22 protein-coding genes are annotated in these 23,391 nt (G+C 67.5%); 10 read left to right on the top strand and 12 right to left on the bottom strand.

Translation table 11 applies throughout. The features are described 5' to 3' along the window. Position 1: 1 nt before the first annotated feature. The 5 genes from SB771_RS06065 to moaC form a co-directional block, all read right to left on the bottom strand. On the bottom strand, positions 2-1,228 hold the full coding sequence (locus SB771_RS06065) for a hypothetical protein (protein ID WP_175660357.1): 1,227 nt from the start codon (positions 1,226-1,228) through the stop codon (positions 2-4). A 209-nt stretch (positions 1,229-1,437) separates the two neighbouring features. Beyond that, on the bottom strand, positions 1,438-2,613 hold the full coding sequence (locus SB771_RS06060; RefSeq protein ID WP_175660438.1) for a WD40/YVTN/BNR-like repeat-containing protein: 1,176 nt from the start codon (positions 2,611-2,613) through the stop codon (positions 1,438-1,440). Between the two features lie 79 nt (positions 2,614-2,692). Further along, entirely contained in the window at positions 2,693-3,640 is a 948-nt protein-coding gene (locus tag SB771_RS06055; protein ID WP_175660356.1) for a hypothetical protein, read from the bottom strand. Beyond that, complete coding sequence (locus tag SB771_RS06050; RefSeq protein ID WP_175660355.1) at positions 3,633-6,320, bottom strand: type VI secretion system Vgr family protein; 2,688 nt, start codon at positions 6,318-6,320, stop codon at positions 3,633-3,635. The genes SB771_RS06055 and SB771_RS06050 overlap by 8 nt, the downstream gene beginning before the upstream one ends. A 115-nt stretch (positions 6,321-6,435) precedes the next feature. Continuing rightward, positions 6,436-6,924, bottom strand: a complete 489-nt coding sequence (moaC, locus tag SB771_RS06045) for a cyclic pyranopterin monophosphate synthase MoaC (RefSeq protein WP_011657821.1) — start codon at positions 6,922-6,924, stop codon at positions 6,436-6,438. 240 nt (positions 6,925-7,164) lie between these two features. Between moaC and SB771_RS06040 the strand changes: the two genes are divergently transcribed. Next, a complete protein-coding gene (locus SB771_RS06040) occupies positions 7,165-8,859 on the top strand; it encodes a M48 family metalloprotease (protein WP_175660354.1) in 1,695 nt (564 codons plus the stop codon). Positions 8,860-8,889: 30 nt separating this feature from the next. Here the strand turns inward: SB771_RS06040 and SB771_RS06035 are convergent, their stop codons facing one another. The 6 genes from SB771_RS06035 to SB771_RS06010 all read right to left on the bottom strand — a co-directional run bounded on the left by SB771_RS06035 (position 8,890) and on the right by SB771_RS06010 (position 13,475). Then, positions 8,890-9,507 (bottom strand): DUF2946 family protein, encoded by a 618-nt coding sequence (locus tag SB771_RS06035; protein ID WP_175660353.1) that lies wholly within the window; start codon positions 9,505-9,507, stop codon positions 8,890-8,892. Beyond that, positions 9,500-10,537: a hydrolase gene (locus SB771_RS06030; RefSeq protein WP_126228433.1), complete on the bottom strand. Its 1,038-nt coding sequence runs from the start codon at positions 10,535-10,537 to the stop codon at positions 9,500-9,502. The genes SB771_RS06035 and SB771_RS06030 overlap by 8 nt, the downstream gene beginning before the upstream one ends. A 33-nt stretch (positions 10,538-10,570) precedes the next feature. Then, the gene (locus SB771_RS06025; RefSeq protein ID WP_006749968.1) at positions 10,571-11,017 is read right to left on the bottom strand and encodes a nuclear transport factor 2 family protein; all 447 of its coding nucleotides are present in this window, start codon (positions 11,015-11,017) and stop codon (positions 10,571-10,573) included. A gap of 115 nt (positions 11,018-11,132) precedes the next feature. Further along, positions 11,133-12,170: a lipopolysaccharide heptosyltransferase II gene (gene waaF, locus SB771_RS06020; RefSeq protein ID WP_041491262.1), complete on the bottom strand. Its 1,038-nt coding sequence runs from the start codon at positions 12,168-12,170 to the stop codon at positions 11,133-11,135. Positions 12,171-12,306: 136 nt separating this feature from the next. Further along, positions 12,307-12,501, bottom strand: coding sequence for a zinc-finger domain-containing protein (locus SB771_RS06015; RefSeq protein WP_006749970.1), 195 nt, complete (start codon positions 12,499-12,501; stop codon positions 12,307-12,309). A gap of 50 nt (positions 12,502-12,551) precedes the next feature. Beyond that, entirely contained in the window at positions 12,552-13,475 is a 924-nt protein-coding gene (locus SB771_RS06010) for a branched-chain amino acid transaminase (protein WP_006749971.1), read from the bottom strand. Positions 13,476-13,682: 207 nt separating this feature from the next. On the opposite strand from SB771_RS06010, the gene SB771_RS06005 reads away from it, so the two are divergent. The 3 genes from SB771_RS06005 to SB771_RS05995 all read left to right on the top strand — a co-directional run bounded on the left by SB771_RS06005 (position 13,683) and on the right by SB771_RS05995 (position 16,235). Next, on the top strand, positions 13,683-14,438 hold the full coding sequence (locus SB771_RS06005) for an AzlC family ABC transporter permease (protein WP_105786297.1): 756 nt from the start codon (positions 13,683-13,685) through the stop codon (positions 14,436-14,438). Next, positions 14,435-14,758 (top strand): AzlD domain-containing protein, encoded by a 324-nt coding sequence (locus tag SB771_RS06000; RefSeq protein ID WP_175660352.1) that lies wholly within the window; start codon positions 14,435-14,437, stop codon positions 14,756-14,758. The genes SB771_RS06005 and SB771_RS06000 overlap by 4 nt, the downstream gene beginning before the upstream one ends. A 280-nt stretch (positions 14,759-15,038) precedes the next feature. Next, positions 15,039-16,235: a phosphoglycerate kinase gene (locus tag SB771_RS05995; RefSeq protein WP_105832455.1), complete on the top strand. Its 1,197-nt coding sequence runs from the start codon at positions 15,039-15,041 to the stop codon at positions 16,233-16,235. Between the two features lie 157 nt (positions 16,236-16,392). On the opposite strand, the gene SB771_RS05990 is transcribed toward SB771_RS05995, so the two are convergent. After that, the gene (locus SB771_RS05990) at positions 16,393-16,521 is read right to left on the bottom strand and encodes a hypothetical protein (RefSeq protein ID WP_279607333.1); all 129 of its coding nucleotides are present in this window, start codon (positions 16,519-16,521) and stop codon (positions 16,393-16,395) included. Here SB771_RS05990 and pyk point away from each other — a divergent pair. From pyk to SB771_RS05960, 6 genes are all read left to right on the top strand, one after another. Then, positions 16,520-17,956, top strand: a complete 1,437-nt coding sequence (gene pyk / locus SB771_RS05985) for a pyruvate kinase (RefSeq protein ID WP_006749975.1) — start codon at positions 16,520-16,522, stop codon at positions 17,954-17,956. The two genes, SB771_RS05990 and pyk, sit on opposite strands and share 2 nt — an antisense overlap. A gap of 272 nt (positions 17,957-18,228) precedes the next feature. Next, positions 18,229-19,293: a class II fructose-bisphosphate aldolase gene (gene fba, locus SB771_RS05980; protein ID WP_011657813.1), complete on the top strand. Its 1,065-nt coding sequence runs from the start codon at positions 18,229-18,231 to the stop codon at positions 19,291-19,293. A 222-nt stretch (positions 19,294-19,515) separates the two neighbouring features. Continuing rightward, positions 19,516-20,406, top strand: a complete 891-nt coding sequence (locus SB771_RS05975; RefSeq protein WP_006749977.1) for a phosphoribosylaminoimidazolesuccinocarboxamide synthase — start codon at positions 19,516-19,518, stop codon at positions 20,404-20,406. A gap of 66 nt (positions 20,407-20,472) precedes the next feature. After that, positions 20,473-20,994: a 5-(carboxyamino)imidazole ribonucleotide mutase gene (gene purE / locus SB771_RS05970; RefSeq protein ID WP_011657812.1), complete on the top strand. Its 522-nt coding sequence runs from the start codon at positions 20,473-20,475 to the stop codon at positions 20,992-20,994. An 88-nt stretch (positions 20,995-21,082) separates the two neighbouring features. Next, positions 21,083-22,279: a 5-(carboxyamino)imidazole ribonucleotide synthase gene (locus SB771_RS05965; RefSeq protein ID WP_011657811.1), complete on the top strand. Its 1,197-nt coding sequence runs from the start codon at positions 21,083-21,085 to the stop codon at positions 22,277-22,279. A gap of 11 nt (positions 22,280-22,290) precedes the next feature. After that, the gene (locus SB771_RS05960; RefSeq protein WP_175660351.1) at positions 22,291-23,319 is read left to right on the top strand and encodes an L-threonylcarbamoyladenylate synthase; all 1,029 of its coding nucleotides are present in this window, start codon (positions 22,291-22,293) and stop codon (positions 23,317-23,319) included. Positions 23,320-23,391: the final 72 nt, after the last annotated feature.

The raw sequence follows: 23,391 nt of genomic DNA, 5'->3' as shown, positions 1-23,391 counted from the left end.
TTCAGTGCCGCGGCATCAGGTTCGCGCCGTGGCACGCCGGCTCGGCCGCCTTGCGCAGCCCGAGCATCGTGAACCCGTTGCGCTCCTGGCGGATCAGCGCGTAGCGTCGCGCAACCGTGTTTCCGTCCTTGCCCGTCAGTTCCAGTTCGACCTGGAAGCGATCCTTGCTGTCCGCGCAGCCGCGTACCGGTCCATAGGCGAATCCGGTCTCGGGCGCCTTGCTTTCCGCAATGAACCCCTGCCGGGCTTGCAGTGCCGCCGCGACGGCCGCGGGTTCGCTCCAGGCGCGCGCGAGCGCATCGTCCACGCCCAGCCATTCGTCGACGAAATCGCGGCCGTTGACCGCGACGGGCTGCACGCGTTGCACGGTGTCGCCGTCGACGCGATAGCGAAAGATGCCCGGCCGTGTCATCACGTCGCTGTCGCGCGAGCCGACCGTCATGCGCAGTTCGAAGCCGTCGGGGCGCACCTTGAAGCGGATCGCGTCGTCGTCGAGCACGTAGCCGTGAGCCGTATGGAACAGCGTGCGTTGCGCGGCCGCGCCGTTTGCCGGCGCGACCACGTCCGCGCCGAACCGGCTCCAGCGCGACGAGCACCACGGCGTGCCGTGGACGATCGCCACCTGGCCGCCGGGCAATGCGCCGAACCAGAAGCCGCCGCCGTAGGCGCTGCCGATGTCCTTGTAGTCGTCGGCCTGCCAGCGCAGCACGCGCCGCCAGCCACCGTTTTCCCATGCATAGGCCGTGAGCAGGTTGTCGTCGCCGCACGCGATGTCGAAGCCGGCGCGTACGAAGAGGAGCGGGCGGGACGTGCCGTCGCGTTGGACGTCGACGTCCGGGTTGCGGCCGAATGCCGATTCGCCGTTTTTCGGCTGGGCGGATTGGGTGGATTGGGCGGGTACGCCGAGCGCGGCCGCAAGCGTGCGTTTCAGCGCAGCCGGTTCGACGTGTTCGTCGCTGCACGCAAGCCGCGCGTCGATCGCGCCGACGAGCGCCTGCTTGTATGCGCGAAGCGCGTCGCGCAAAGGCGGCGAGACGTCGACGGTGCCGCCGCCGCCGCCGTCGCCGTCGCCTTGCGGATTACGGACTTGCTGTACGCGGTGCTGCGCGTCGAGCGCCGCGCGTGCGGCGGTGTCGGCGGCGGGGCAAGGGCTGGCGGCGGAGGCGGTGGTGGGTATGGCGCAGGCGATGGAGAGCGCGAGTGTTACGCGGTTCAGCAAGTTTTTCATCGAAAGATCTTTTTTGTTCTTTTCTTCGTTCATCACGGCGAGCAGTTGGCCGGAGACCGAATCGGAATCGACGCCCGGCGCGCTGAACGGACGATTCTACCGGGATCGCCTGTCAGCCGGTGCGGCACGGCACCTTGCTGTGGCCCGGGATCGTCAGTCGCGATCGCGGGCCGCAGCGGTGGCCGGTTTCCGATACGTCCGGCGTGCGATCAGAAGGTTCGCTTCTTCAGCGTGAATGCGTGCAGCCAGTACAGCGTGTTGGTCTGCGCGTCGAAGTAGCCGCCTTGTGCGGTCTTGTCGGTCGTTTTATTCCACGACTTGCCGGCGTCGGTGCTGCTGAACGTCAGGTCGATCGGTGCGCCGCCGCCGGTGCCGCCGCTTCCGGAGTTCGGATCGGTTGCATAGACGAGCAGGAGGCCGTTGCGACCGATGCTCATGCTGTCGAGTGTGAGCTTCTCGTCGAACGTGCGCAGTTGCTGCACGGCCTCGGGATGGTCGTTCGTCCACGTGAAAATGGCGCCCGTCCGGCGGCCGTTGTCGTGACCCTCGCCGTTTTGCGGCTTGTCGAGATGCGTCAGCGCGTACAGCGAATAACGTGATCCCGATTCCGGCGTGGTGTCGAGCGCAGTGACGACCTGGCCTGGCAGCACGGTATCTGTCACGAATGCGTGCTGCCCCCAGTCGAGCCGGGCGACCACGCTGTGAGCGGGTGCTTCGGCAGTCTGTGCGACATGGTAGGCGATCCGCAGAACACCGTCCGGGCCGAGGCTGATTGCATTGAAATCCTGGCGCGTCTCGCTGCCGACGTGTGCATCGGCCGGCACGTCGATCGCTTGCCACGTGTTTCCGCCGTCGGAAGTTCGCCATACGCGCGGCCCCCAGCCGACCGCGTAACCGCGCTGCGGATCGAGGAAGAGCAATCGGCCGATGTTCTGGTTTTCGGGCCATTGCAGTTGCGACCACGTTTGGCCGCCATTGACCGATTTCCACAGCTTGGTGGTTTGCGGCGCGTCGCCACCTTGCGCTTCGGGAGCCTTGTAGTTCATCCATGACGTGCTGATGAACTGAACGGTCCAGTCAGGCGAGTACCACCAGGCGGCATCCTGACCGACCTGCTGGAAATGCCGCTTCATCCCGCCGTCGATGGTGCCGCGGAAGAAACTGATCGTCGTGCGGTTCAGCAACTCGCCGGTGTCGTTCATCCATGCTTCGGTCGGCTCGGGCCGCTGCGGCTCGTTCGATTCGGCCTGGGGCTTGAACGTCACTTCGGGATTGGCGAGCTTGACGCTCATCACGTCATTGCCCTTGATGCGGAAGTTGCCGCCGCCATACGGCGTGTCGTTCCGCATGAAGTTTGTCGAAATCGTCTCCCAGCCCGTCGTCATATTTACGTACCCGTATGTTGCAATGGCCAGGGCAACGAGGCCACCGGCGATCCATTTCCAGCGCTTCTGTTTTCGCATGTCACTTTTTCAGCAAACGTTCGAGCGCGCGGTTAACTTCGTCGGCCGCATCCGAACCCCACTCGCGTGCCTTGTCGGCGGCGTCCGAGCCCCACTCGCGTGCCTTGTCGACCGCGTCCTTGCTCCACTCGCGCGCTTTTGCCTTGGCGACGGGAATGCCCGCGTCGATTGCCTGTTTGCGCGTGCGCCCGTCGGCCCATTCCTCTATGTTCGGCCGCCTGCCGATCTTGATAAGATCCGAGACCGGCAGACCGGCCAGCCCTCCATCCAGATACGCCAATGGGTGAGTGACAAAGGCGAAGGTCTTGAACGTCTCTCCGTCCTTGTCCAGTTCCAGTTCGTATCGCTTTACCTGCATCGAGAGCTTGCCGTTTCCCGGTTTCGCGCTTTTGAATGCGATCTGGTTTCCCTGCATGTTCTGGTACAGCCCGATCTCGATGTATTTCTGAAGCCACCACCGCGCGCTATCCAGCCATTTCTTTCCTTTTATCGTGAGGGTGGGATAGAGATTGGTGCCGTAATCCGAGCAATAGTAGTAGCCGTAACTCACGTAGTAATCGGGCGGCTTATGCCCGCACCCGATATGACGCATCATGAAATTGCCGTGGCGGGACCAGTCCGAATCGATGCTTTTCGGTTTGATCAGATCCTCTCGCCGATGCAGCAGTTCATGGACGACTTTCTTGTCTTTCCACGGATCCCATGATGTTGCGAATTTCTTGACGGTCTCCCATGTGCTCGACACGCTGACCTTCTCGACCGTTTCCCAGTACTCGCCGTGAAGCGGCAGGTAGTAGAACGGGCAAGTACCAATGATGGAATCCGCGGCCGGCGTCACATGCTTGTCGCAGATATTGATCGCCACCTTCGGCCGATCCTTGTACCCCGTCGGCGTCAGCATCCCCGAGCCGCTGCCCAGTACGTTGTTGTCCTGTTGTCCGTCAGCCATTCGATTTCCCTAGAAACTTGACGACGACGTCGTGCGGCACGTGGCTCTGCGTGAGCCCCGTCTCACCTGCCGCATTGGTGACGCCTTCCGAGAGCAGCTTGCCGTTCGAGAACATCTGGTACCGCGTGTTCGCAACCGGAATGTCGGTGCCGGCCCAGTGCGCGATGAACGCCTGATCGTAGTTGCCGGTCGAGTTCGGCAGGGTCGGCATCGCTTGCGACAGGTGCGTGGGGCCGCTGAACACGTGCTGCGCACCCTTGATGTCGATCTTGCCGGGTGCGTGCACTTCGATGTTGCCGTTCGCGATGCGGATGTACGCGCCGCCGGAAGTCAGCAGGATTTCCTTCGCCGCGGCGCCTTCGATCGACTCGGTGACCGCCATCAGCTTCAGCGCCTTCTGCGCGGTCAGCTCGATGTTGTCCGCGTGCGCCTGCACTTCGACCTTGCCCTTGCCGGCGAATAGCTTGATCCCGGAGTTCTGCGCGAACAGGCTGATCCGGTCGAGGACGCTCGCGATCAGCGACTTTCCGGCGGCCACGTGCGTGCTTTGCCCGCTGACGAGGTTGACGTGCTGGTCCGCGGCAAGCTGCACGGACTGTTGCGTGGACATCCCGATACCGGCCGGGCTGCCGAATAGCATCACGGGTTCCTTGAACGCGTTGGCCGTGCCGGTTCCGCCGCCCGCGGTCCTGCCGCCCGACGTGCCGCCGCTCACGCTGTTCTGCGTTGCGTCGGTGAACTGCTTCAGCGCCGAGTGGCCGGGGTCGAGCGACTCGGCCTGATGCTGGGCGCTGACATCCGACATGGCCTCCAGCAGGCCTTCCGCGCGAACGAGCTGCTGCTGTGTCTCGCCGACGTCGAGCGGCTGGCTCGCCGGCTGTTTCGGATGCGTGGTGACGTACAGGCCGCGGTTCGCGCGCACGGCACCGTATGCGTCGGACCGCAGGTCGAAACCACTGCCGAGATAGCTGCCGCGGTTGTTGCCCGTGTGGTCGATCAGGTAGCCGAGATGCAGGTGCGCGTTGGTCTGGCTGCTGTACAGATGCACGCGGTTCTGCGAGGTCGCGTCGTCGAGCACGAGCTGGTTGTAGCCGGCGCCCGCGTATTCTTTCGACCGGTATCCGGACAGGATGCCGTTGCTGTGCCATTGCGGACTGGTCGCGCCGTTGTAGACCTTGCCGACGATGATCGGGCGATCGCAGTCGCCGCCGAGGAAATCGACCAGCACCTCCTCGCCGCTGCGGTGCGGGTGAACGGCCCCATAACCATTGCCCGAATCCGATGCGGTGGCACGCAGCCAGCACGACGCCTTTTCGTCGCCGTCGTTCAGGCGGTCCCAATGGAAGCGAACCTTGACCCGGTTGAGCGCGTCGGTATGGACTTCTTCGCCCTGCGGCGCGACGACAATCGCCGTTTGCAAATGCATCGCGGGTTTCGCATGCTCGAGCGGGCTGCGGAATGGTACGGTCGTGCGCTGGGCTTCGACGCGGATCTGAAAGAAGCCTTCGCTGCCGTCGGGATGACGCACGCGCGACCGGGCCGTATCGGTTGCCTGCACGATGCTGTCGACCTCGGCGTGCAGGCTGTGCGGGAAAACCGCCTGTTCGTCCGCCACGGGCAGGTTGTTGACGATGACCCACGCCGTCTCGATCACGGCGAATTCGCGCTGCCCGGCATCGTCCTTGTCGTGTTCGGGGTGATCCGCCAGCTCGAAGGTCCGCCCGGCATCCATGCGCCGCACGCCGCCGACGCCATGAAAGCGTTTCGCGCGCGACTCCTGTTCCTCCATCCATATCTTCGACAGATGGTCACCGCGGGACTGTTCGGGATACGTGTACGCACCGGTGTATTCGTAGACCTCGAGCTGCGGCGGCAGGTCACCCTGATTGGCGATCGTCGGCGTATGGGTCGCCTTCGGGTTCGCCGCGCTCGGCGGCTGCTTGTAGTCGAACGTGCGGGTGGCGCGGGCGACACTTCGCAGTGTGCGCGTGCCCGAGAACTGGACGAACGTGTCGGCCTCGTCACCCGTGCCCGCATGATGAAAGCGCACCGTTCGCGGCGATAGCGCGGGCAACGCGTCGACGCGGTCGACGACGACGAGCCGGTGCGACTTGCCGTCCTGGTCCTGTTCCCAGAAGCCGTACAGGCCTTCCGATTCCATCAGGCGATGCACGAAATTCCAGTCATCCTCGTACTGCATGCAGAACGAGCGGAGCGGCAGCGGCTGGTGGAGCTTGAAGGTGAAGCGACCCTTGGCCTGCGGATGCTGGTTCAGCACGTCGGCAATGATGTCGTCCGCGGACTGGTCCTGCCAGATTCGCTGGTCGCGGCGGAACTTCAGGAAGTGCAGCAACGAAGCGAAGACGATCTGGTAGTGCGTGACGCCGCTGTCCGAGCCGAGCCGGCGGGCGCAATGCACGTAGCCGTGGTGCGGCGCATAAGACTGGTCGGCCTGCAGGATCCACAGCGTCACCGGCTGCGCGATGAGCTTCTTGAGCTCGAGGTTATCGGACACCGACACGGTATCGACCGTGAACTCGAAGTGACGCCCGAGCCGCGATCGGCCGATGACGCGATGCGGCAGCAGGACGTTGGGGCCCAGCGGCGTATCCAGTTTGACAAGGCGCTCGTGCTGAACCGGTCCGGCCAGCAATGCGCTTCTTAACATTTGCGAATTCATCACCCGTGCTCGCTTTTTTTGTGCTGGGTCGCACGCTCTCCCGTGCGGAATCCGGTAATTGTATGAGATAAACGGCCGGTATCCCGAATTTACCGGCCGACAGGGTTCCGACCGGTCAGCCGGCGGTGTCCTCGGCCTTCCAGTCCCCCGACTTCCCGCCACGCTTTTCTCTCACGCTCACCTCGGTGATCACCATCCCCCGATCGACCGCCTTGCACATGTCGTACACGGTCAGCAGCCCGACCTGCACGGCGGTCAGCGCTTCCATCTCGACACCGGTGCGCCCGAACGTCTCCACCTGCGCGACGCAGTGCACGCCCGGCAGCGCGTCGTCGAGTTCGAAGTCGACGGCCACGCGCGTCAGCGCGAGCGGATGACACAGCGGAATGAGGTCGGCGGTGCGCTTGGCACCCTGGATCGCGGCGATGCGCGCGACGCCGAGCACGTCGCCTTTCTTCGCCTTGCCGTCGCGGATCAGCGCGAACGTCGCCGGCAGCATCCGGATCGTGCCGCGTGCGATCGCGATGCGCTGCGTTTCCTGCTTGCCGCCGACGTCGACCATGTGCGCGTGGCCGGCGGCGTCGAAATGGGTAAGTCCTGACATGTCCTGCTCCGATCTCTTGTGTCGCGGCCGGTCGATCCACCGCGTCGGGCACCGTGCCGCAACCATCTGCAACGTTTCAACGGGCGCCTATCATAGCAGCGGCCCGCGCGACGCCGGGCGTGCAGACGGCGCATCCGCCGCAGCGAACAGTCGCGATCCCGCCGGTACAATGACCGGGATCTTCAGACCAAACGCCGCGATGCGCGCCCGGCGCGCGGGACGCGTCGTCTTCATCCTGCCATGCGTGTCAAACAGTTGCTTGCCGTGTTGCTGTCGACGGCGCTCGTGCTGCCGCCGAGCGGCCATGCACAGCGCTTGTCCGCGCTGCCGCTCGAGCCAGCGGCCGGCGCGTCGCCGTCGATTTCCACGGTGCCGTCCGGCATCGCGACCGGTGTATTCGGCACCTACGGCGGCGCGGAAAGCCGGTTTTCCGGCGGCGACGGCGCGTCCGCGCCGGTCGCGAGCCTGCGCGCACCGCTGCGCGCGCTGGAACTCCCCGACCTCGGCGACGGCTCCGGCGGTTCGCTCACGCCGCAGGCCGAGCGCCGTCTCGGCGAGCGCGTGATGCGCGAGGTGCGGCGCGACCCGGACTACCTCGACGACTGGCTCGCGCGCGATTACCTGAACGCGATCGCGAAGCGGCTCGCGGCTGCCGCCGCGGCGCGCTACATCGGCGGCTACACGCCGGACTTCGAGCTGTTCCCGGTGCGCGATCCGCAGATCAACGCATTCTCGATGCCGGGCGGTTTCATCGGGATCAACAGCGGGCTGGTGGTCACGACGCAGACGGAATCCGAACTCGCATCGGTGGTCGGCCACGAGATGGGCCACGTGCTGCAGCGGCACATCGCGCGGATGATCGGCGCGAATGAAAAGACCGGCTACACCGCGCTCGCGACGATGCTGCTCGGGGTGCTGGCGGGCGTGCTCGCGCGCAGCGGCGATCTTGGCAGCGCGATCGCGATGGGCGGGCAGGCGTTTGCGGTCGACAACCAGCTGCGCTTCTCGCGCTCGGCCGAGCGCGAGGCCGATCGCGTCGGTTTCCAGCTGCTCGCGGGCGCCGGCTACGACCCGTACGGGATGCCGGGCTTCTTCGAGCGGCTCGAGCGCGCGTCGATGGGCGATGCGGGCGTGCCGGCCTATGCGCGCACGCACCCGCTGACGGGTGAACGGATTGCCGACATGGAGGATCGCGCGCGCCGCGCGCCGTACCGGCAGCCGCGCCAGTCGGCCGAATACGGCTTCGTGCGTGCGCGGCTGCGCGTCCTGCAGAACCGTGCGCCGAATGACATCGCGGCCGAGGCGCGCCGGATGCAGCTCGAGATCGACGATCGCACGGCGCCGAACGTCGCGGCGAACGAGTACGGGATCGCGCTCGCGAACACGCTGCTCGGCCAGTACGACGCGGCCGACAAGGCGCTGGCGGCGGCCCGCGCCGCCTTCGACGCGCGCGAGCGGCGCGCGGACGATCCGCAGACGAGTTCGCCGAGCCTCGACGTGCTCGCCGCCGACCTTGCCCGCCGCGCGGGCCGGACCGACGACGCGGTGCGGCTCGCGGCGCTCGCGCAGCGGCGCTGGCCGGCGTCGCACGCGGCGATCGTCGCGCACCTGCAGGCGCTGATCGCCGCACGCCGCTTCGACGAAGCGCAGTTGCTCGCACGCCAGCAGGCGAAAGCGGACCCCGAGCAGCCGGACTGGTGGGACTACCTAGCAAAGGCGAGCGACGGCAAGGGCGACGTGCTCGCGCGGCGCCGTGCGCTCGCGGAGAAGCTGGCGCTCGACGGCGCGTGGCCGTCGGCGATTCGCCAGCTGAAGGAGGCGCGCGACGCGAAGGATGTGTCGTTCTACGACCAGTCGATCATCGGCGCGCGGCTGCTGGAATTCGAGGCGCGCTACAAGGAAGAGCGCGAGGACGAGAAGAACGGCCGCGGATAACGGCCGCGAGGCGGGCAGGGCGTGGGCGCTTCAGCTTGCGGCGCTGCCGTTGCTGTTGCCGTTGCCACCCTCCGGCGTGTCGCGCCGCGCCCGCTGCGCGGGGCTCGCGACGAAGCCGAACGTTGCCGGCACATCGGCACACGCCAGGTTGCCGAGCGCCAGCGTGCGCCCGTCACGCCAGCGCAGCACGGGCGGCGTCGCGTCGAAGTCCGCATGATCGGCGAACAGGCCGAGGTCGTGGTCGTGCAGCGCCGCGATGCGCGGCGGCGTGCCCGCCGCGCGGAACAGCACACCGCCCGCATCGTCGAGCCATGCGGCGTCGGGCTCGAACGGCGCGCCGGTCTGGTCGGCCAGCGTGAGCTGCCCGTCGCGTTCGGCCAGGCGCACGACCCACGGTGTGTACGCGAGCTCGACGTACACGCGCTGCGGCCCGTTCTGGAAGAACCACTGGCCGTGCGCGTCGCATTCGTAGTTGCGTGCGATGAACGCGTTGAGCGCCGCGTGCCGGATCGGCGAGCCGAGCTCGCCGGCGGCCTGCGCGGCGTCGTCGCGCAGCCGCCACTCGCCGCGCCGGTCGAGCAGCAGCCAGCCGGTGCAGTGCGGCACGTTCGGCCACTTGGCGAGAGCCTGCCTGACGATGTCATCCATGGTCGACGAATTTCGAGCAATAGCCGAACACCCGCGCCGACAGCCAGTCGAGGCGGCCGGGGAACGGGCCGGTCATGAATCCCGCATGGCCGCCGTCCATGGGCTGGTCGAGCTCGACGGCCGGCGACACGTCGGCGGCGCTCGGCAGCGCGGATTCCGGCAGGAACGGATCGTTGCGGGCGTTGAGGATCAGCGTGGGCACGTCGATGGCCGGCAACAGCGGGCGCGTGGTGGCCTGGGTCCAGTAGTCGTCGGCGTCGGCGAAGCCGTGCAGCGGCGCGGTCACGACCTCGTCGAAGTCGCGCATCGTCACGGCGCGCAGCATCGCGTCGCGGTCGAACAGGCCCGGATACTGGTCGAGCTTCGCGAGCGCCTTGCGCTTGAGCGTCTTCAGGAAGCTGCGCGTATAGACCATCGCGAAGCCCTGCGACAGCGCGCGGCCGCCCGCATGCACGTCGATCGGCGTCGAGATCGCGGCGGCTGCATGCACGATCGACGTGTCGCTGCGGTGTTCGCCGAGCCAGCGCAGCAGCACGTTGCCGCCGAGCGACACGCCGGCCGCGACGATCGGCCCGCGATGCTGCGTGGCGAGCCGCTGCAGGATCCAGTCGACTTCGGCGCTGTCGGCGAGATGGTAGAAGCGCGGCTGGCGGTTCAACTCGCCGCTGCAGCTGCGAAAGTGCGGGACGACCGCGTGCCAGCCCTTCGCGCGCGCGGCGGCCATCATCGCCAGCGCGTAGTGCGAGCCGGAACTGCCTTCGAGGCCGTGGAACAGCACGAACAGCGGTGCGTCGGGCGGCGGCGCGGCACTGTCGAGGTGCGCGACCCAGTCGAGATCGATGAAGTCGTGGTCGGGGGTTTCCCATCGCTCTCGTCGGTAGGCGACAGCCGGACGCCGTGCGAACAGCGCGGGCACGATGGTTTGCACATGGCTGTTCGGCAGCCAGCGCGGTGCGCGATAGCGCAATGAATCGTCGTCGGGGGCCGGGGCCCCGGTCAGCGGCGAGGTGGGCGGAGAAGCCGTACTCATGATCGCCCCGCTAATGCGTTGCTTCGTTGTTCGTCAGTGCAGCGGACCCTGCCCGTGACGGATCTTCGCGGCGAATTGTCCGGCCGCTTGTTCAGGAATCGGGCTCGCGTGAATATGCGCGATGCGCCACTCGCCGCGTTCGTGGATCATCACGTACGTCGCGAAAACCATGTCGGGTTCGGCCGTCAGGTCGGCCTGCTGATGCGCTTCGGCGATCGTATAGACGACCGTGCCGAGACTGTCGTAAACACGGATGTCGAGCGGTTCGATCGTGACCGGGCGCGTCGCGAGCCGGTTGGCCAGCCCGCTGCGGATCTGGTCGAGGCCGTGCAGATGCTCGCCGTCGGCCCAGACGCAGCTGGCGAAGTCCTCGTCGATCCACAACCCCAGCAGCGCGTCGAGATTGGCATCGGCGACGGCCTGGTAGTAGGCGTTCAGCGTATCGGCAGCGGCTTCGAACAGGCGGGCAAAACGTGGCATCGGGGTTATCTCTCGCGCGCGTCGCGCGCCGTATTCAGCACGGCGGCCCGGGTGGGGCCGCCTTGCACCGGTGAATCGGATTGCCCGGCGCGTCGTGCGACGCTGCCGGTCAGGGTCAGCGCTGCCCGACGAGCATGCCGCGCAAATCGCCGAATACCTGCTCGGGACCGAGTTCGCGCAGGCATTTCAGATGGCCGAGCGGGCACTCGCGTTCGAAGCAGGGACTGCATTCGAGATGAAGCCATTGTACCTTCGCCAGGTCCGACAGCGGAGGGGTGTGGCGCGGATCAGTCGATCCGTACAACGCGACGAGCGGCCGCCGCAGCGCGGCGGCGACGTGCATCAGCCCGGAATCGTTGGTCACGACCGCGTTCGCGCGCGCGATCAGCGCGCACGCCTCGGACAGCGACGTCTGCCCGCACAGGTTGCGCACGTTCGGCGCGTGGTCGGCGATCGCCTGCGCGGCGGCGGCGTCCTTCTGCGAGCCGAGCGCGACGATCTGCGTATACGGGAAAGACTGATGGACGATCGTCGCGAGCGTCGCGAAGTGCTCGGGCGGCCAGCGCTTGGCCGGGCCGTATTCCGCGCCGGGGCAGAACACGACGAGCGGCTTGCGCGTATCGAGATTGAAACGCGCGGAGACGCGCGCCGTCTCGTTCAGGTCGGCGTCGAGGCGCGGCGGCGGCAGCATCTTCATCGACTCGGGCAGCTTCGCGCCCGGCGCATACGCGAGCGCCGCGTAGTGGGTCGTCATCGGCGGCCGCTCGGCCGATTTGTCGGGGTTCGCGTGCCGCACGTTGAGCAGGCCGTAGCGGTGCTCGCCCGTATAGCCAATCCGCAGCGGAATGTTCGCGAGCCACGGAATCACCGCGGACTTCAGCGAATTCGGCAGCACGTACGCCGCGTCGTAGCCGACGTCGCGCAGGTCGCTCGCGAGCTGCCAGCGGCGCAGCAGCTGCAGCTTGCCGTGCGCGAGGTCGGTCGCGTAGACATCGTGGATCTCGGGCATCCGCTCGAGTACCGGCGCGACCCAGGTGGGTGCGACGGCATCGATCACGATGCGGGGATGGATTTTTTTCAGCAGCGCAAAAAGCGGCTGCGCCATCAATGCGTCACCGATCCAATTCGGTGCGATAACCAGCGCTCGACGCATCAGGTCGACTTCCGATGTCGTAATGAAGCACGGCGCGCATGCACCGCGTTCGGGTTGTCAGAACAGGAAAAGGGCGGCGCGCCGGAGTTCCGGCTGCGCCGCCTCGCGTGCGGCGGGCCCGCGGGCCCGGTCGGGCTCAATGGCCCTTGACCACCTCGCCGTCGCGCAGCTTGTAGCGCGTGCCGCAGTACGGGCAGCGCGCCTCGCCGTGCGAGACGTCGATGAACACGCGCGGGTGCGCGCTCCAGCGCGCCATGGCCGGGTTCGGGCAGTAGGCGGGGAGATCCTTGGCCGTCAGTTCGACCAGCGGCATTTCCTTGATTTCACTCATGAGACTTTCTCTTATCACTCTGTGGTGGGGCGGTCGGTCGCGCGGCGCGCTCAGACCTTCGTCAGCCAGTGCGCGTACTTCGCGTTCTTGCCGGACACGATATCGAAAAACGCCGACTGGAGCTTTTCCGTCACGGGGCCGCGCGCGCCGCTGCCGATCGTGCGGTTGTCGAGTTCGCGGATCGGCGTGACTTCGGCGGCCGTGCCCGTGAAGAACGCTTCGTCGGCCGTGTAGACCTCGTCGCGCGTGATGCGCTTCTCGATCACCTGGATGCCTGCGTCCCGCGCGAGCGTGATGATCGTGTCGCGCGTGATGCCGTCGAGGCACGACGACAGGTCGGGCGTGTACAGCTTGCCGTTGTTCACCAGGAAGAAGTTCTCGCCGGAGCCTTCCGACACGTAGCCGTCGACGTCGAGCAGCAGCGCTTCGTCGTAGCCGTCGGCGGTCGCTTCCTGGTTCGCGAGGATCGAGTTCACGTACCAGCCCGACGCCTTCGCGCGCACCATCGACACGTTCACGTGGTGGCGCGTGAACGACGACGTCTTCACGCGGATGCCCTTCGCGAGGCCTTCCTCGCCGAGGTACGCGCCCCACGGCCACGCGGCGATCGCGACGTGGATCGTGTTGCCCTTCGCGGACACGCCGAGCTTTTCCGAGCCGACCCAGATGATCGGGCGCAGGTAGCCCGACTCGAGCTTGTTCTCGCGCACGACGTCGAGCTGCGCGGCTTCGAGGGTTTCCCGGTCGAACGGCACGTCCATCTGGAAGATCTTCGCCGAATTCAGCAGACGTTTGGTGTGCTCGTGCAGGCGGAAGATCGCGGTGCTGCCATCGGCCGTCCGGTACGCGCGCACGCCTTCGAAGACGCCCATGCCGTAGTGCAGCGTGTGGGTCAGGACGTGAATCGTGGCGTCGCGCCAGTCGATCAGCTTGCCGTCCATCCAGATCTTGCCGTCGCGGTCGGCCATTGACATGGGGTTCTCCTGTGAAGCAATTGGTACAGCGGCTTGTGTGCAGCATTGAGCCGGAAAGACGCTTATTTTAGCGTCATTTGGTGTCGAGCCGGTCGGTCGGCGCAGGGCCGGCGCTATAATCGTCCGGTACCGATTCCAATAACGACGGGCCGTCCCGGCAGGAGACGCCGGAGCCCGCACGAACCGCCCGCCGCGGCCCGCTTTCCGATGCTCGCTCGATTGTCCGCCACCGACCGCTTCGCGCTGATCCAGGGCGCGCGTGACTATTCCCCGACACTGATGGCCATCCTCTCCTGGGGGCTCGTGACCGGCGTCGCGATGAGCAAGTCGGTGATGACGCTCGGGCAGGCGAGCGCGATGTCGATCCTCGTCTACGCGGGCTCGTCGCAGCTCGCGGTGCTGCCGCTCCTCGTCGCGAAGCTGCCGGTCTGGACGATCCTGCTCACCGCCGCGATGGTCAACCTGCGCTTCGTGATCTTCAGCGCCGGGCTTGCTCCCCATTTTTCCTACCTGCCACTGTGGCGGCGCCTCGCGATCGGCTATTTCAACGGCGACGTGATCTACCTGCTGTTCCAGAAACAGGGCTTCGCCTATGGTCACGTGCCGGGCAAGGAAGCCTACTTCTGGGGGATGGCGCTCGCGAGCTGGCTGTCGTGGCAGGTGTCGTCGCTCGCCGGCATCCTGCTCGCGAGCGTCTTTCCCGCGAGCTGGGGGCTGGAGCTGGCCGGCACGCTCGCGCTGATCCCGATCATGGTGTCGGCGGTCGCGAACCGCTCGACGCTCGCCGCCGTCGCGGTCGCGGGCATCGTGTCGCTGATCGCGTTCGACCTGCCGTACCGGCTCGCGCTGCCGATCGCGGTGCTGGCCGCGCTCGCGGCCGGCTGCACGGCCGATTTCTTCGTCGAACGCGCCGACTGGCGCCGCATCCGCACCGAAACCGTGCACGAGAAGGAAATCGAATGAGCGCGACGGACATCTGGATCGTGATCGTCGGGATGACGATCGTCACGGCCGTCACGCGCGCGCTGTTCCTGCTCGGCGGCGAGCGCACCGTGCTGCCCGAGCGCGCGCAGCGTGCGCTGCGCTATGCGCCGGCCGCCGCGCTCGTCGCGGTCGTGCTGCCCGACGTGCTCGAAACCCCGGCCGGGCTGTCGTTCGCGCTGTCCAACCATCCGTTGTACGCGGCGCTCGCCGGCCTCGGCTGGTTTTTGTGGCGGCGCAGCATGCTCGGCACCATCGTGATCGGGATGCTCGTCTTCACCGTGCTGCGCCTGATCTTCTGACGAATCGCCGCGCCGGCCGGCCGGGCATCGGCCGCTTGCGCCTGTGCATTGCTGCATTGCGGCAATGTGTCGGCGGCCGCTCGCGATCCCAAATAGGCGGAATTCGCCGCCGCACGGGTCAGTCTGCCGGATGGATCGGCTAGAATGCCCGTTCAAGATTTTTTACCCGTGCGCGCCATGCGAACCGCCAGCCACGGCCGCATCCGGCGCCCTTTCGCGGCTGCCCGCGCACGTCCAGCGTGAACCCCCTTTCCCCATCCACTACTTCAATCTGTTCAACATGAGCCAAGTCAAGCGTCTTACCGACCTGATCGCCGCCGGCCAGCTCGCCGGCAAGCGGGTGTTCATCCGCGCCGACCTGAACGTCCCGCAGGACGATCACGGCAACATCACCGAAGACACGCGCGTGCGCGCGTCCGTGCCGGCCATCCAGGCCGCGCTCGACGCCGGCGCGGCCGTGATGGTCACGTCGCACCTCGGTCGTCCGACCGAAGGCGAATTCAAGCCCGAAGACTCGCTCGCGCCGGTCGCGAAGCGCCTCGCCGAACTGCTCGGCCGCGACGTGCCGCTGGTCGCGAACTGGGTCGAGAACGGCGTGAACGTCGCGCCGGGCCAGGTCGTGCTCCTCGAGAACTGCCGCGTGAACAAGGGCGAGAAGAAGAACTCGGACGAGCTCGCGCAGAAGATGGCGAAGCTCTGCGACGTGTACGTGAACGACGCGTTCGGCACCGCGCACCGCGCGGAAGCGACCACCCACGGCATCGCGAAGTACGCGCCGGTCGCGTGCGCGGGCCCGCTGCTGGCCGCCGAACTCGACGCGCTCGGCAAGGCGCTCGGCAACCCGGCCCGCCCGCTGGTGGCGATCGTCGCCGGTTCGAAGGTGTCGACCAAGCTGACCATTCTCAAGTCGCTCGCCGGCAAGGTCGACCAGCTGATCGTCGGCGGCGGCATCGCGAACACGTTCATGCTCGCGGCCGGCCTGTCGATCGGCAAGTCGCTCGCGGAAGCCGATCTCGTCGCCGAGGCGAAGGCGATCATCGACGAAGCGCGCGAGCGCGGCGCGTCGGTGCCGATCCCGTCCGACGTCGTGACGGCCAAGGAATTCTCGCCGACGGCCGTGGCCACGGTGAAGCAGGTCGCCGATATCGAAGCGGACGACATGATCCTCGACATCGGCCCGGATACGGCCAAGGCGCTCGCCAGCCAGCTCGAGAAGGCCGGCACGATCGTGTGGAACGGTCCGGTCGGCGTGTTCGAGTTCGACCAGTTCGGCAACGGCACCAAGACGCTCGCCGAAGCGATCGCCAAATCGTCCGCGTTCTCGATCGCGGGCGGCGGCGACACGCTCGCGGCCATCGCGAAGTACGGCATCCACGACCAGGTCAGCTATATCTCGACCGGCGGCGGCGCCTTCCTCGAGTTCCTCGAAGGGAAGAAGCTGCCGGCGGTGGAAGTGCTCGAAACGCGGGCGGCCTGAGCGTGGCGGCGCGCGCAGGGGTGACCAGGGCCGCGCGCTCCGCTAAAGCGGAGCAGCCGGCCGGCGCGGGCAAGCGCAAACGCGCGCCCGCGCGGGCGAACTCAGCCCCGCGCGCACCGGCGGCCGCCGGCGACGCGGCCGTGCAGCACCACGAGATTCAGAACAAAGCGATGCCGGGCACAAGCACCGGCACGCCCCCCGGAACGGCGGCCGCTGGGCCTGCCGATTCCGGCTCTCGCAGCGTTTCACCCAGCGCATCCACCTTGATCCAGATGAGGAGTTTCATGCAGCGCGCCACCAAGATAGTCGCCACGATCGGCCCGGCTTCCAGTTCGCCGGAGATTCTGCTGCAGATGATGCAGGCGGGCCTCGACGTCGTGCGGCTCAATTTTTCGCACGGTACGGCCGACGATCACCGCCAGCGCGCCGAGATGGTGCGAGAGGCCGCCCGCAAGGTCGGCCGCGAGATCGCGATCATGGCCGACCTCCAGGGCCCGAAGATCCGCGTCGGCAAGTTCGAGAACGGCAAGACGATGCTTGTGCCGGGCCAGGCCTTCATCCTCGACGCGGGCTGCGAGCTCGGCAACGACGAGCGCGTCGGCCTCGACTACAAGGAACTGCCGCGTGACCTGAAGCCGGGCGACCTGCTGCTGCTGAACGACGGCCTGATCGTGCTGACCGTCGAGCGCGTGCTCGGCGACGAGATCCACACGGTCGTCAAGGTGGGCGGCGAGCTGTCGAACAACAAGGGGATCAACCGGCAGGGCGGCGGCCTGTCGGCGCCCGCGCTGACCGCGAAGGACATGGAGGACATCCGCACGGCGATGTCGCTCGGCGCGGATCTCGTCGCGGTGTCGTTCCCGAAGAACGCGACCGACATGGAAATGGCGCGCCAGCTCGCGAATATCGCGGGCGCGCCTTACGGCATCAAGCCGAAGATGATCGCGAAGATCGAGCGCGCGGAGGCGATTCCGGCGCTGCAGAGCATCCTCGACGCGTCCGACGGCATCATGGTCGCGCGCGGCGACCTCGCGGTGGAAGTCGGCAACGCGGCCGTGCCGGCGCTGCAGAAGCGGATGATCCGGATGGCGCGCGAGTCGAACAAGCTCGTGATCACCGCGACGCAGATGATGGAGTCGATGATCCTCGCGCCCGTGCCGACCCGCGCGGAAGTGTCGGACGTCGCGAATGCGGTGCTCGACGGCACCGACGCGGTGATGCTGTCGGCCGAGACGGCCGCCGGCAAGTATCCGGTCGTCACGATCGAGACGATGGCGGCCGTGTGCGTCGAGGCGGAAAAGTCCGAGCACGTCGAGCTGGACAAGGATTTCCTCGACCGCACGTTCACGCGGATCGACCAGTCGATCGCGATGGGCGCGCTGTTTACCGCCTATCACCTCGGTGCCAAGGCGATCATCGCGCTGACCGAATCGGGCGCGACCGCGCTGTGGATGTCGCGTCACTACACGCACGTGCCGATCTTCGCGCTGACGCCGCGCGTCGGCAGCGAGCGCACGATGGCGCTGTACCGCAACGTGACGCCGCTGCACGTCGACTTCAACAGCGACCGCGACTCGGCGCTGCAGGCGGCGCTCGAGATCGTCGTGAAGCAGGGCTACGTGCAGCACGGCGACATGGTCGTGCTGACCGTCGGCGAGCCGATGGGGCAGGCGGGCGGCACCAACACGCTGAAGATCGTGCGGGTCGGCGAGCATTATTGAGCTGAGCGTCCGAGCCGATCCGGCACCGTTTATTGACGAAAAGCCGCGCGGGGTCCGATACCCCGCGCGGCTTTTTTTCTGTTTTTTGCCCGCATTGTGCCGTGCGAAGGTAACAAATTGCGAGCAGGCGCCACCGGGCGGTCGGAATCGGAGGCGCTTCGCGATAAAATGCCGCTATTCGACGCTCAGCCGCGCCGTGCCCCCCGTTCGAACGGGAGCGAGCGCCGCGCCGGCGTCAGGGCGCACCGGTTTTCATTCCAAGGAGTTCCACAATGCCTCTCGTATCAATGCGTCAATTGCTGGACCACGCGGCAGAGCACGGTTACGGCCTGCCGGCCTTCAACGTGAACAACCTGGAGCAGGTCCAGGCGATCATGGCGGCGGCGGATCAGGTCGGCGCGCCCGTGATCATGCAGGCATCGGCCGGCGCGCGTAAGTACGCGGGCGAGCCGTTCCTGCGCCACCTGATCGAAGCGGCGGTCGAGTCGTATCCGCACATCCCGGTCGTGATGCACCAGGACCACGGCCAGTCGCCGGCAGTCTGCATGGGCGCGATCCGCAGCGGCTTCACCAGCGTGATGATGGACGGTTCGCTCGAAGCCGACGGCAAGACGGTCGCCTCGTACGAGTACAACGTCGACGTGTCGCGCAAGGTCGTCGAGATGGCGCACTCGATCGGCGTGACGGTCGAGGCCGAGCTCGGCGTGCTCGGCTCGCTCGAGACGATGAAGGGCGACAAGGAAGACGGCCACGGCGCGGAAGGCACGATGACCCGCGAGCAGCTGCTGACCGATCCGGAGCAGGCGGCCGACTTCGTGAAGCTCACGCAGTGTGACGCGCTCGCGATCGCGATCGGCACGTCGCACGGCGCGTACAAGTTCTCGAAGAAGCCGACGGGCGACATCCTGTCGATCCAGCGCATCAAGGAAATCCACGCACGCATCCCGAACACGCACCTGGTGATGCACGGTTCGTCGTCGGTGCCGCAGGAACTGCTGGAAGAAATCCGCCAGTTCGGCGGCGACATGAAGGAAACCTACGGCGTGCCGGTCGAGGAAATCCAGGAAGGCATCAAGCACGGCGTGCGCAAGATCAACATCGACACCGACCTGCGTCTCGCGATCACCGGCGCGATCCGCCGCTACCTGTTCGAGAACCCGGGCAAGTTCGATCCGCGCGACTACCTGAAGCCGGCGCGTGAAGCGGCGAAGAAGGTGTGCGTCGACCGCTACCTCGCGTTCGGCTGCGAAGGCCAGGCCGCGAAGATCAAGCCGGTGTCGCTCGACAAGATCGCCGAACAGTACAAGTCCGGCGCGCTCGCGCAGGTCGTGCGCTGAGACTGTAGTACGATTGCCCCCGCCGAAAGGCTGGGGCCGGCTGCCCGCTGCCGGATTTGATCCGGCCCCGGCAGCCGTTCCGTCCGGCCGAACGAGGGCCGGCCGGCAACTGGCGGGCACGATCGCCCGCCGGTTCGCCGACGCATTGCAAGACCGCCGTTCCCGCCTGCCGCGGGGAACGGCGTTTCCCTTTTTGTTTGGCTCCTTATCTGCGAAAAGACGATGTCTACCCTTTACGAATCCACGCTCCGCTCGCTGCCGCTCCTCGGTCGCGGCAAGGTCCGCGATAACTACGCGGTCGGCAACGACAAGCTCCTGATCGTCACGACCGATCGCCTGTCGGCATTCGACGTGATCATGGGCGAGCCGATTCCGAACAAGGGCCGCGTGCTGAACCAGATGGCGAACTTCTGGTTCGACAAGCTCGCGCACATCGTGCCGAACCACCTGACGGGCGACGCGCCGGAAGCGGTCGTCGCGGCCGACGAGGTCGAGCAGGTCAAGGGCCGCGGCGTGGTCGTCAAGCGCCTCGAGCCGATCATGATCGAAGCGGTCGTGCGCGGCTACCTGGCCGGCAGCGGCTGGAAGGAATACCAGGCGTCGGGCGCCGTGTGCGGCGTGCAGTTGCCGGAAGGCCTGCAGAACGCGCAGAAACTGCCCGAGCCGATCTTCACGCCGGCCGCGAAGGCCGAGCTGGGCGAGCACGACGAGAACATCACGTTCGAGGAAACCGAGCGCCGCATCGGCACCGAGCTGGCCGCGACGATTCGCGACATCTCGATCCGCCTGTACAAGGAAGCGGCCGACTACGCGGCGACGCGCGGCATCATCATCGCCGACACGAAGTTCGAATTCGGCCTCGACAATCACGGCAAGCTGTACCTGATGGACGAAGTGCTGACGGCCGATTCGTCGCGCTTCTGGCCGGCCGACCAGTACCAGGTCGGCACCAACCCGCCGTCGTTCGACAAGCAGTTCGTGCGCGACTGGCTCGAGACGCAGCCGTGGGGCAAGACCGCGCCGGCGCCGGCGCTGCCGGCCGACGTCGTCGAGAAGACGGCCGCGAAGTACCAGGAAGCGCTCGAGCGCATCACCGGCCAGCCGCTCGCCTGAGCGAGCTTTGCATGGGACCCGAGTAAGCGCTGAAGCGCTAACTCGGGTCGACAAGGACATACGAAAATGAGTGAAGTCCAGACCGCCCACACGCACAGCGCGCCGCTCATCGGCGTGCTGATGGGTTCGAGTTCCGACTGGGACGTGATGAAGAACGCGGTCGCGATCCTGCAGGAATTCGGCGTGCCGTACGAAGCGAAGGTCGTGTCCGCGCACCGGATGCCCGACGAGATGTTCGACTATGCGGAGAAGGCGCGCGAGCGCGGGCTGCGCGCGATCATCGCGGGCGCCGGCGGCGCCGCGCACCTGCCCGGCATGCTGGCCGCGAAAACCACGGTGCCGGTGCTCGGCGTGCCGGTCGCGAGCAAGTACCTGAAGGGCGTCGATTCGCTGCACTCGATCGTGCAGATGCCGAAGGGCGTGCCGGTCGCGACGTTCGCGATCGGCGAGGCCGGCGCCGCGAACGCCGCGCTATTCGCGGTGTCGATCCTGTCCGGCACGTCGGCCGACTACGCGAACCGGCTCGCCGCGTTCCGCGTGCGCCAGAACGAAGCCGCGCACGCCATGGTGCTGCCGCCGCTGGCATGACGGCGCACCGGCGGCCGCACTGTCATTCCGGCGGCCGCCTGACTTTCCTCACTGCGGCGGGCAGCGCCCGCCGCGACCGACCACTGACATGACCGCAACTCCTGATTCCGTTTCCCCGATCCTGCCCGGCGCGTGGCTGGGCATGGTCGGCGGCGGCCAGCTCGGCCGCATGTTCTGCTTTGCCGCCCAGTCGATGGGCTATCGCGTCGCCGTGCTCGATCCCGATCCGGCGAGCCCTGCCGGCGCGGTCGCCGATCGCCACCTGCGCGCGGCCTACGATGACGAAGCCGCGCTCGCCGAGCTGGCCGGGCTGTGCGAGGCCGTGTCGACGGAATTCGAGAACGTGCCGGCCGCGAGCCTCGACTTCCTCGCGCGCACGACGTTCGTCGCGCCGGCCGGCCGCTGCGTCGCGGTCGCGCAGGACCGGATCGCGGAGAAGCGTTTCATCGAGGCGTCCGGCGTGCCGGTCGCGCCGCACGTCGTGATCGAATCGGCGGCGGCCCTGGCCGCGCTCGACGATGCCGCGCTCGACGCGGTGCTGCCGGGCATCCTGAAGACGGCGCGCCTCGGCTACGACGGCAAGGGCCAGGTGCGCGTGAGCACCGCGCGGGAAGCACGCGATGCGCACGCGGCGCTCGGCGGCGTGCCGTGCGTGCTCGAAAAACGCCTGCCGCTGAAATACGAAGTGTCCGCGCTGATCGCGCGCGGCGCGGACGGCCGCTCGGCCGCCTTCCCGCTCGCGCAGAACGTGCATCACAACGGCATCCTCGCGCTGACCATCGTGCCCGCGCCGGCGGCTGACGCCGCGCGTGTCGAAGAGGCGCAGCAGGCGGCCGTCCGGATCGCCGATACGCTCGGCTACGTCGGCGTGCTGTGCGTCGAATTCTTCGTGCTGGAAGACGGCTCGTTCGTCGCGAACGAAATGGCGCCGCGGCCGCACAACTCCGGCCACTACACGGTCGATGCGTGCGCAACGAGCCAGTTCGAGCAGCAGGTGCGCGCGATGACGCGCATGCCGCTCGGCAACCCGCGCCAGCATTCGCCGGCCGCGATGCTGAACATCCTCGGCGACGTGTGGTTCCCCAATGGTGCGGCGGCCGGGGCCGTCACGCCGCCGTGGGACACGGTCGCCGCGATGCCGGCCGCGCACCTGCACCTGTACGGCAAGGAAGAAGCGCGCGTCGGCCGCAAGATGGGCCACGTGAACTTCACGGCCGAGACGCGCGACGACGCCGTCGCCGCCGCCACCGCGTGTGCGCAGCTGCTGCGCGTGCCGCTCGACTGAGGCGCCAGCCGATGTCCATCGATCTCCCGAACTCCGTGACGCGCGCGCAGATCGACGCGGCCGCCGCGCTGCTCGACGCGGGGCAGCTCGTCGCGTTCCCGACCGAAACCGTGTACGGGCTCGGCGGCGACGCGGCGAATCCCGAAGCCGTCGCGCGCATCTACGCGGCGAAAGGGCGCCCGGCGAACCATCCGGTGATCGTGCATCTGCCGCCCGGCGGCGATCCGGGCTACTGGGCCGACGACCTGCCGGCCGATGCACAGGCGCTGATCGATGCATTCTGGCCGGGCCCGCTCACGCTGATCCTGAAGCGCCATGCGCGCATTCCCGACGCCGTGAGCGGCGGGCAGGATTCGGTCGGCCTGCGCTGCCCGTCGCATCCGGTCGCGCAGGCGCTGCTGGCCGCGTTCAGCGCGCGGCGCGGCGGCCACGGCGGCGTCGCCGCGCCGTCCGCGAACCGCTTCGGCCATGTGAGCCCGACGACCGCTCAGCACGTGCGCGACGAATTCGGCGACACCGTGCACGTGCTCGACGGCGGCGCATCCGAAGTCGGCATCGAATCGACGATTCTCGACCTGTCGCGCGGCTTCCCGGCGCTGCTGCGTCCGGGCCACGTGACGCCGCAGCAGATCGCCGACGTGCTCGGCCGCGCGCCGCGCCTGCCCGACGGCGGCGACGCGACCGCGCCGCGCGCGTCCGGCACGCTGAAGGCGCATTACGCGCCGCGCACGCCGCTCGCGCTCATGCCGTTCGACGCGCTCGAGCCGCTGCTCGCGGCCGCGCAGACCGACGGCGAACGCGTCGCGCTCGTCGCACGCGCGTCGCGCGCGGGACGCTGGGCGCAGGCCGACGGCGTGCATTTCGTCGCGGCGCCGGAAGATCCGCAGGCGTATGCGCGCGACCTGTACGGCATGCTGCGCGCGCTCGATCGTGCGGACGTCGCGCGGATTCTCGTCGAGAAGCTGCCGGATACCGTCGAATGGATTGCGGTCAACGATCGTCTCGGTCGCGCGGCCGCGGCATTCGAAGCGCGCGACTGACGCAGCGTCGCGCATCCGATGCGGAATAAAAAACGCCCGACCGGCGAAAAACCGGTCGGGCGTTTGCGTTTC

This window comes from Burkholderia sp. SIMBA_051 (assembly GCF_046534915.1).
GTDB lineage: Bacteria > Pseudomonadota > Gammaproteobacteria > Burkholderiales > Burkholderiaceae > Burkholderia > Burkholderia ambifaria.
This window is presented reverse-complemented; position numbering and strand designations above follow the sequence as displayed.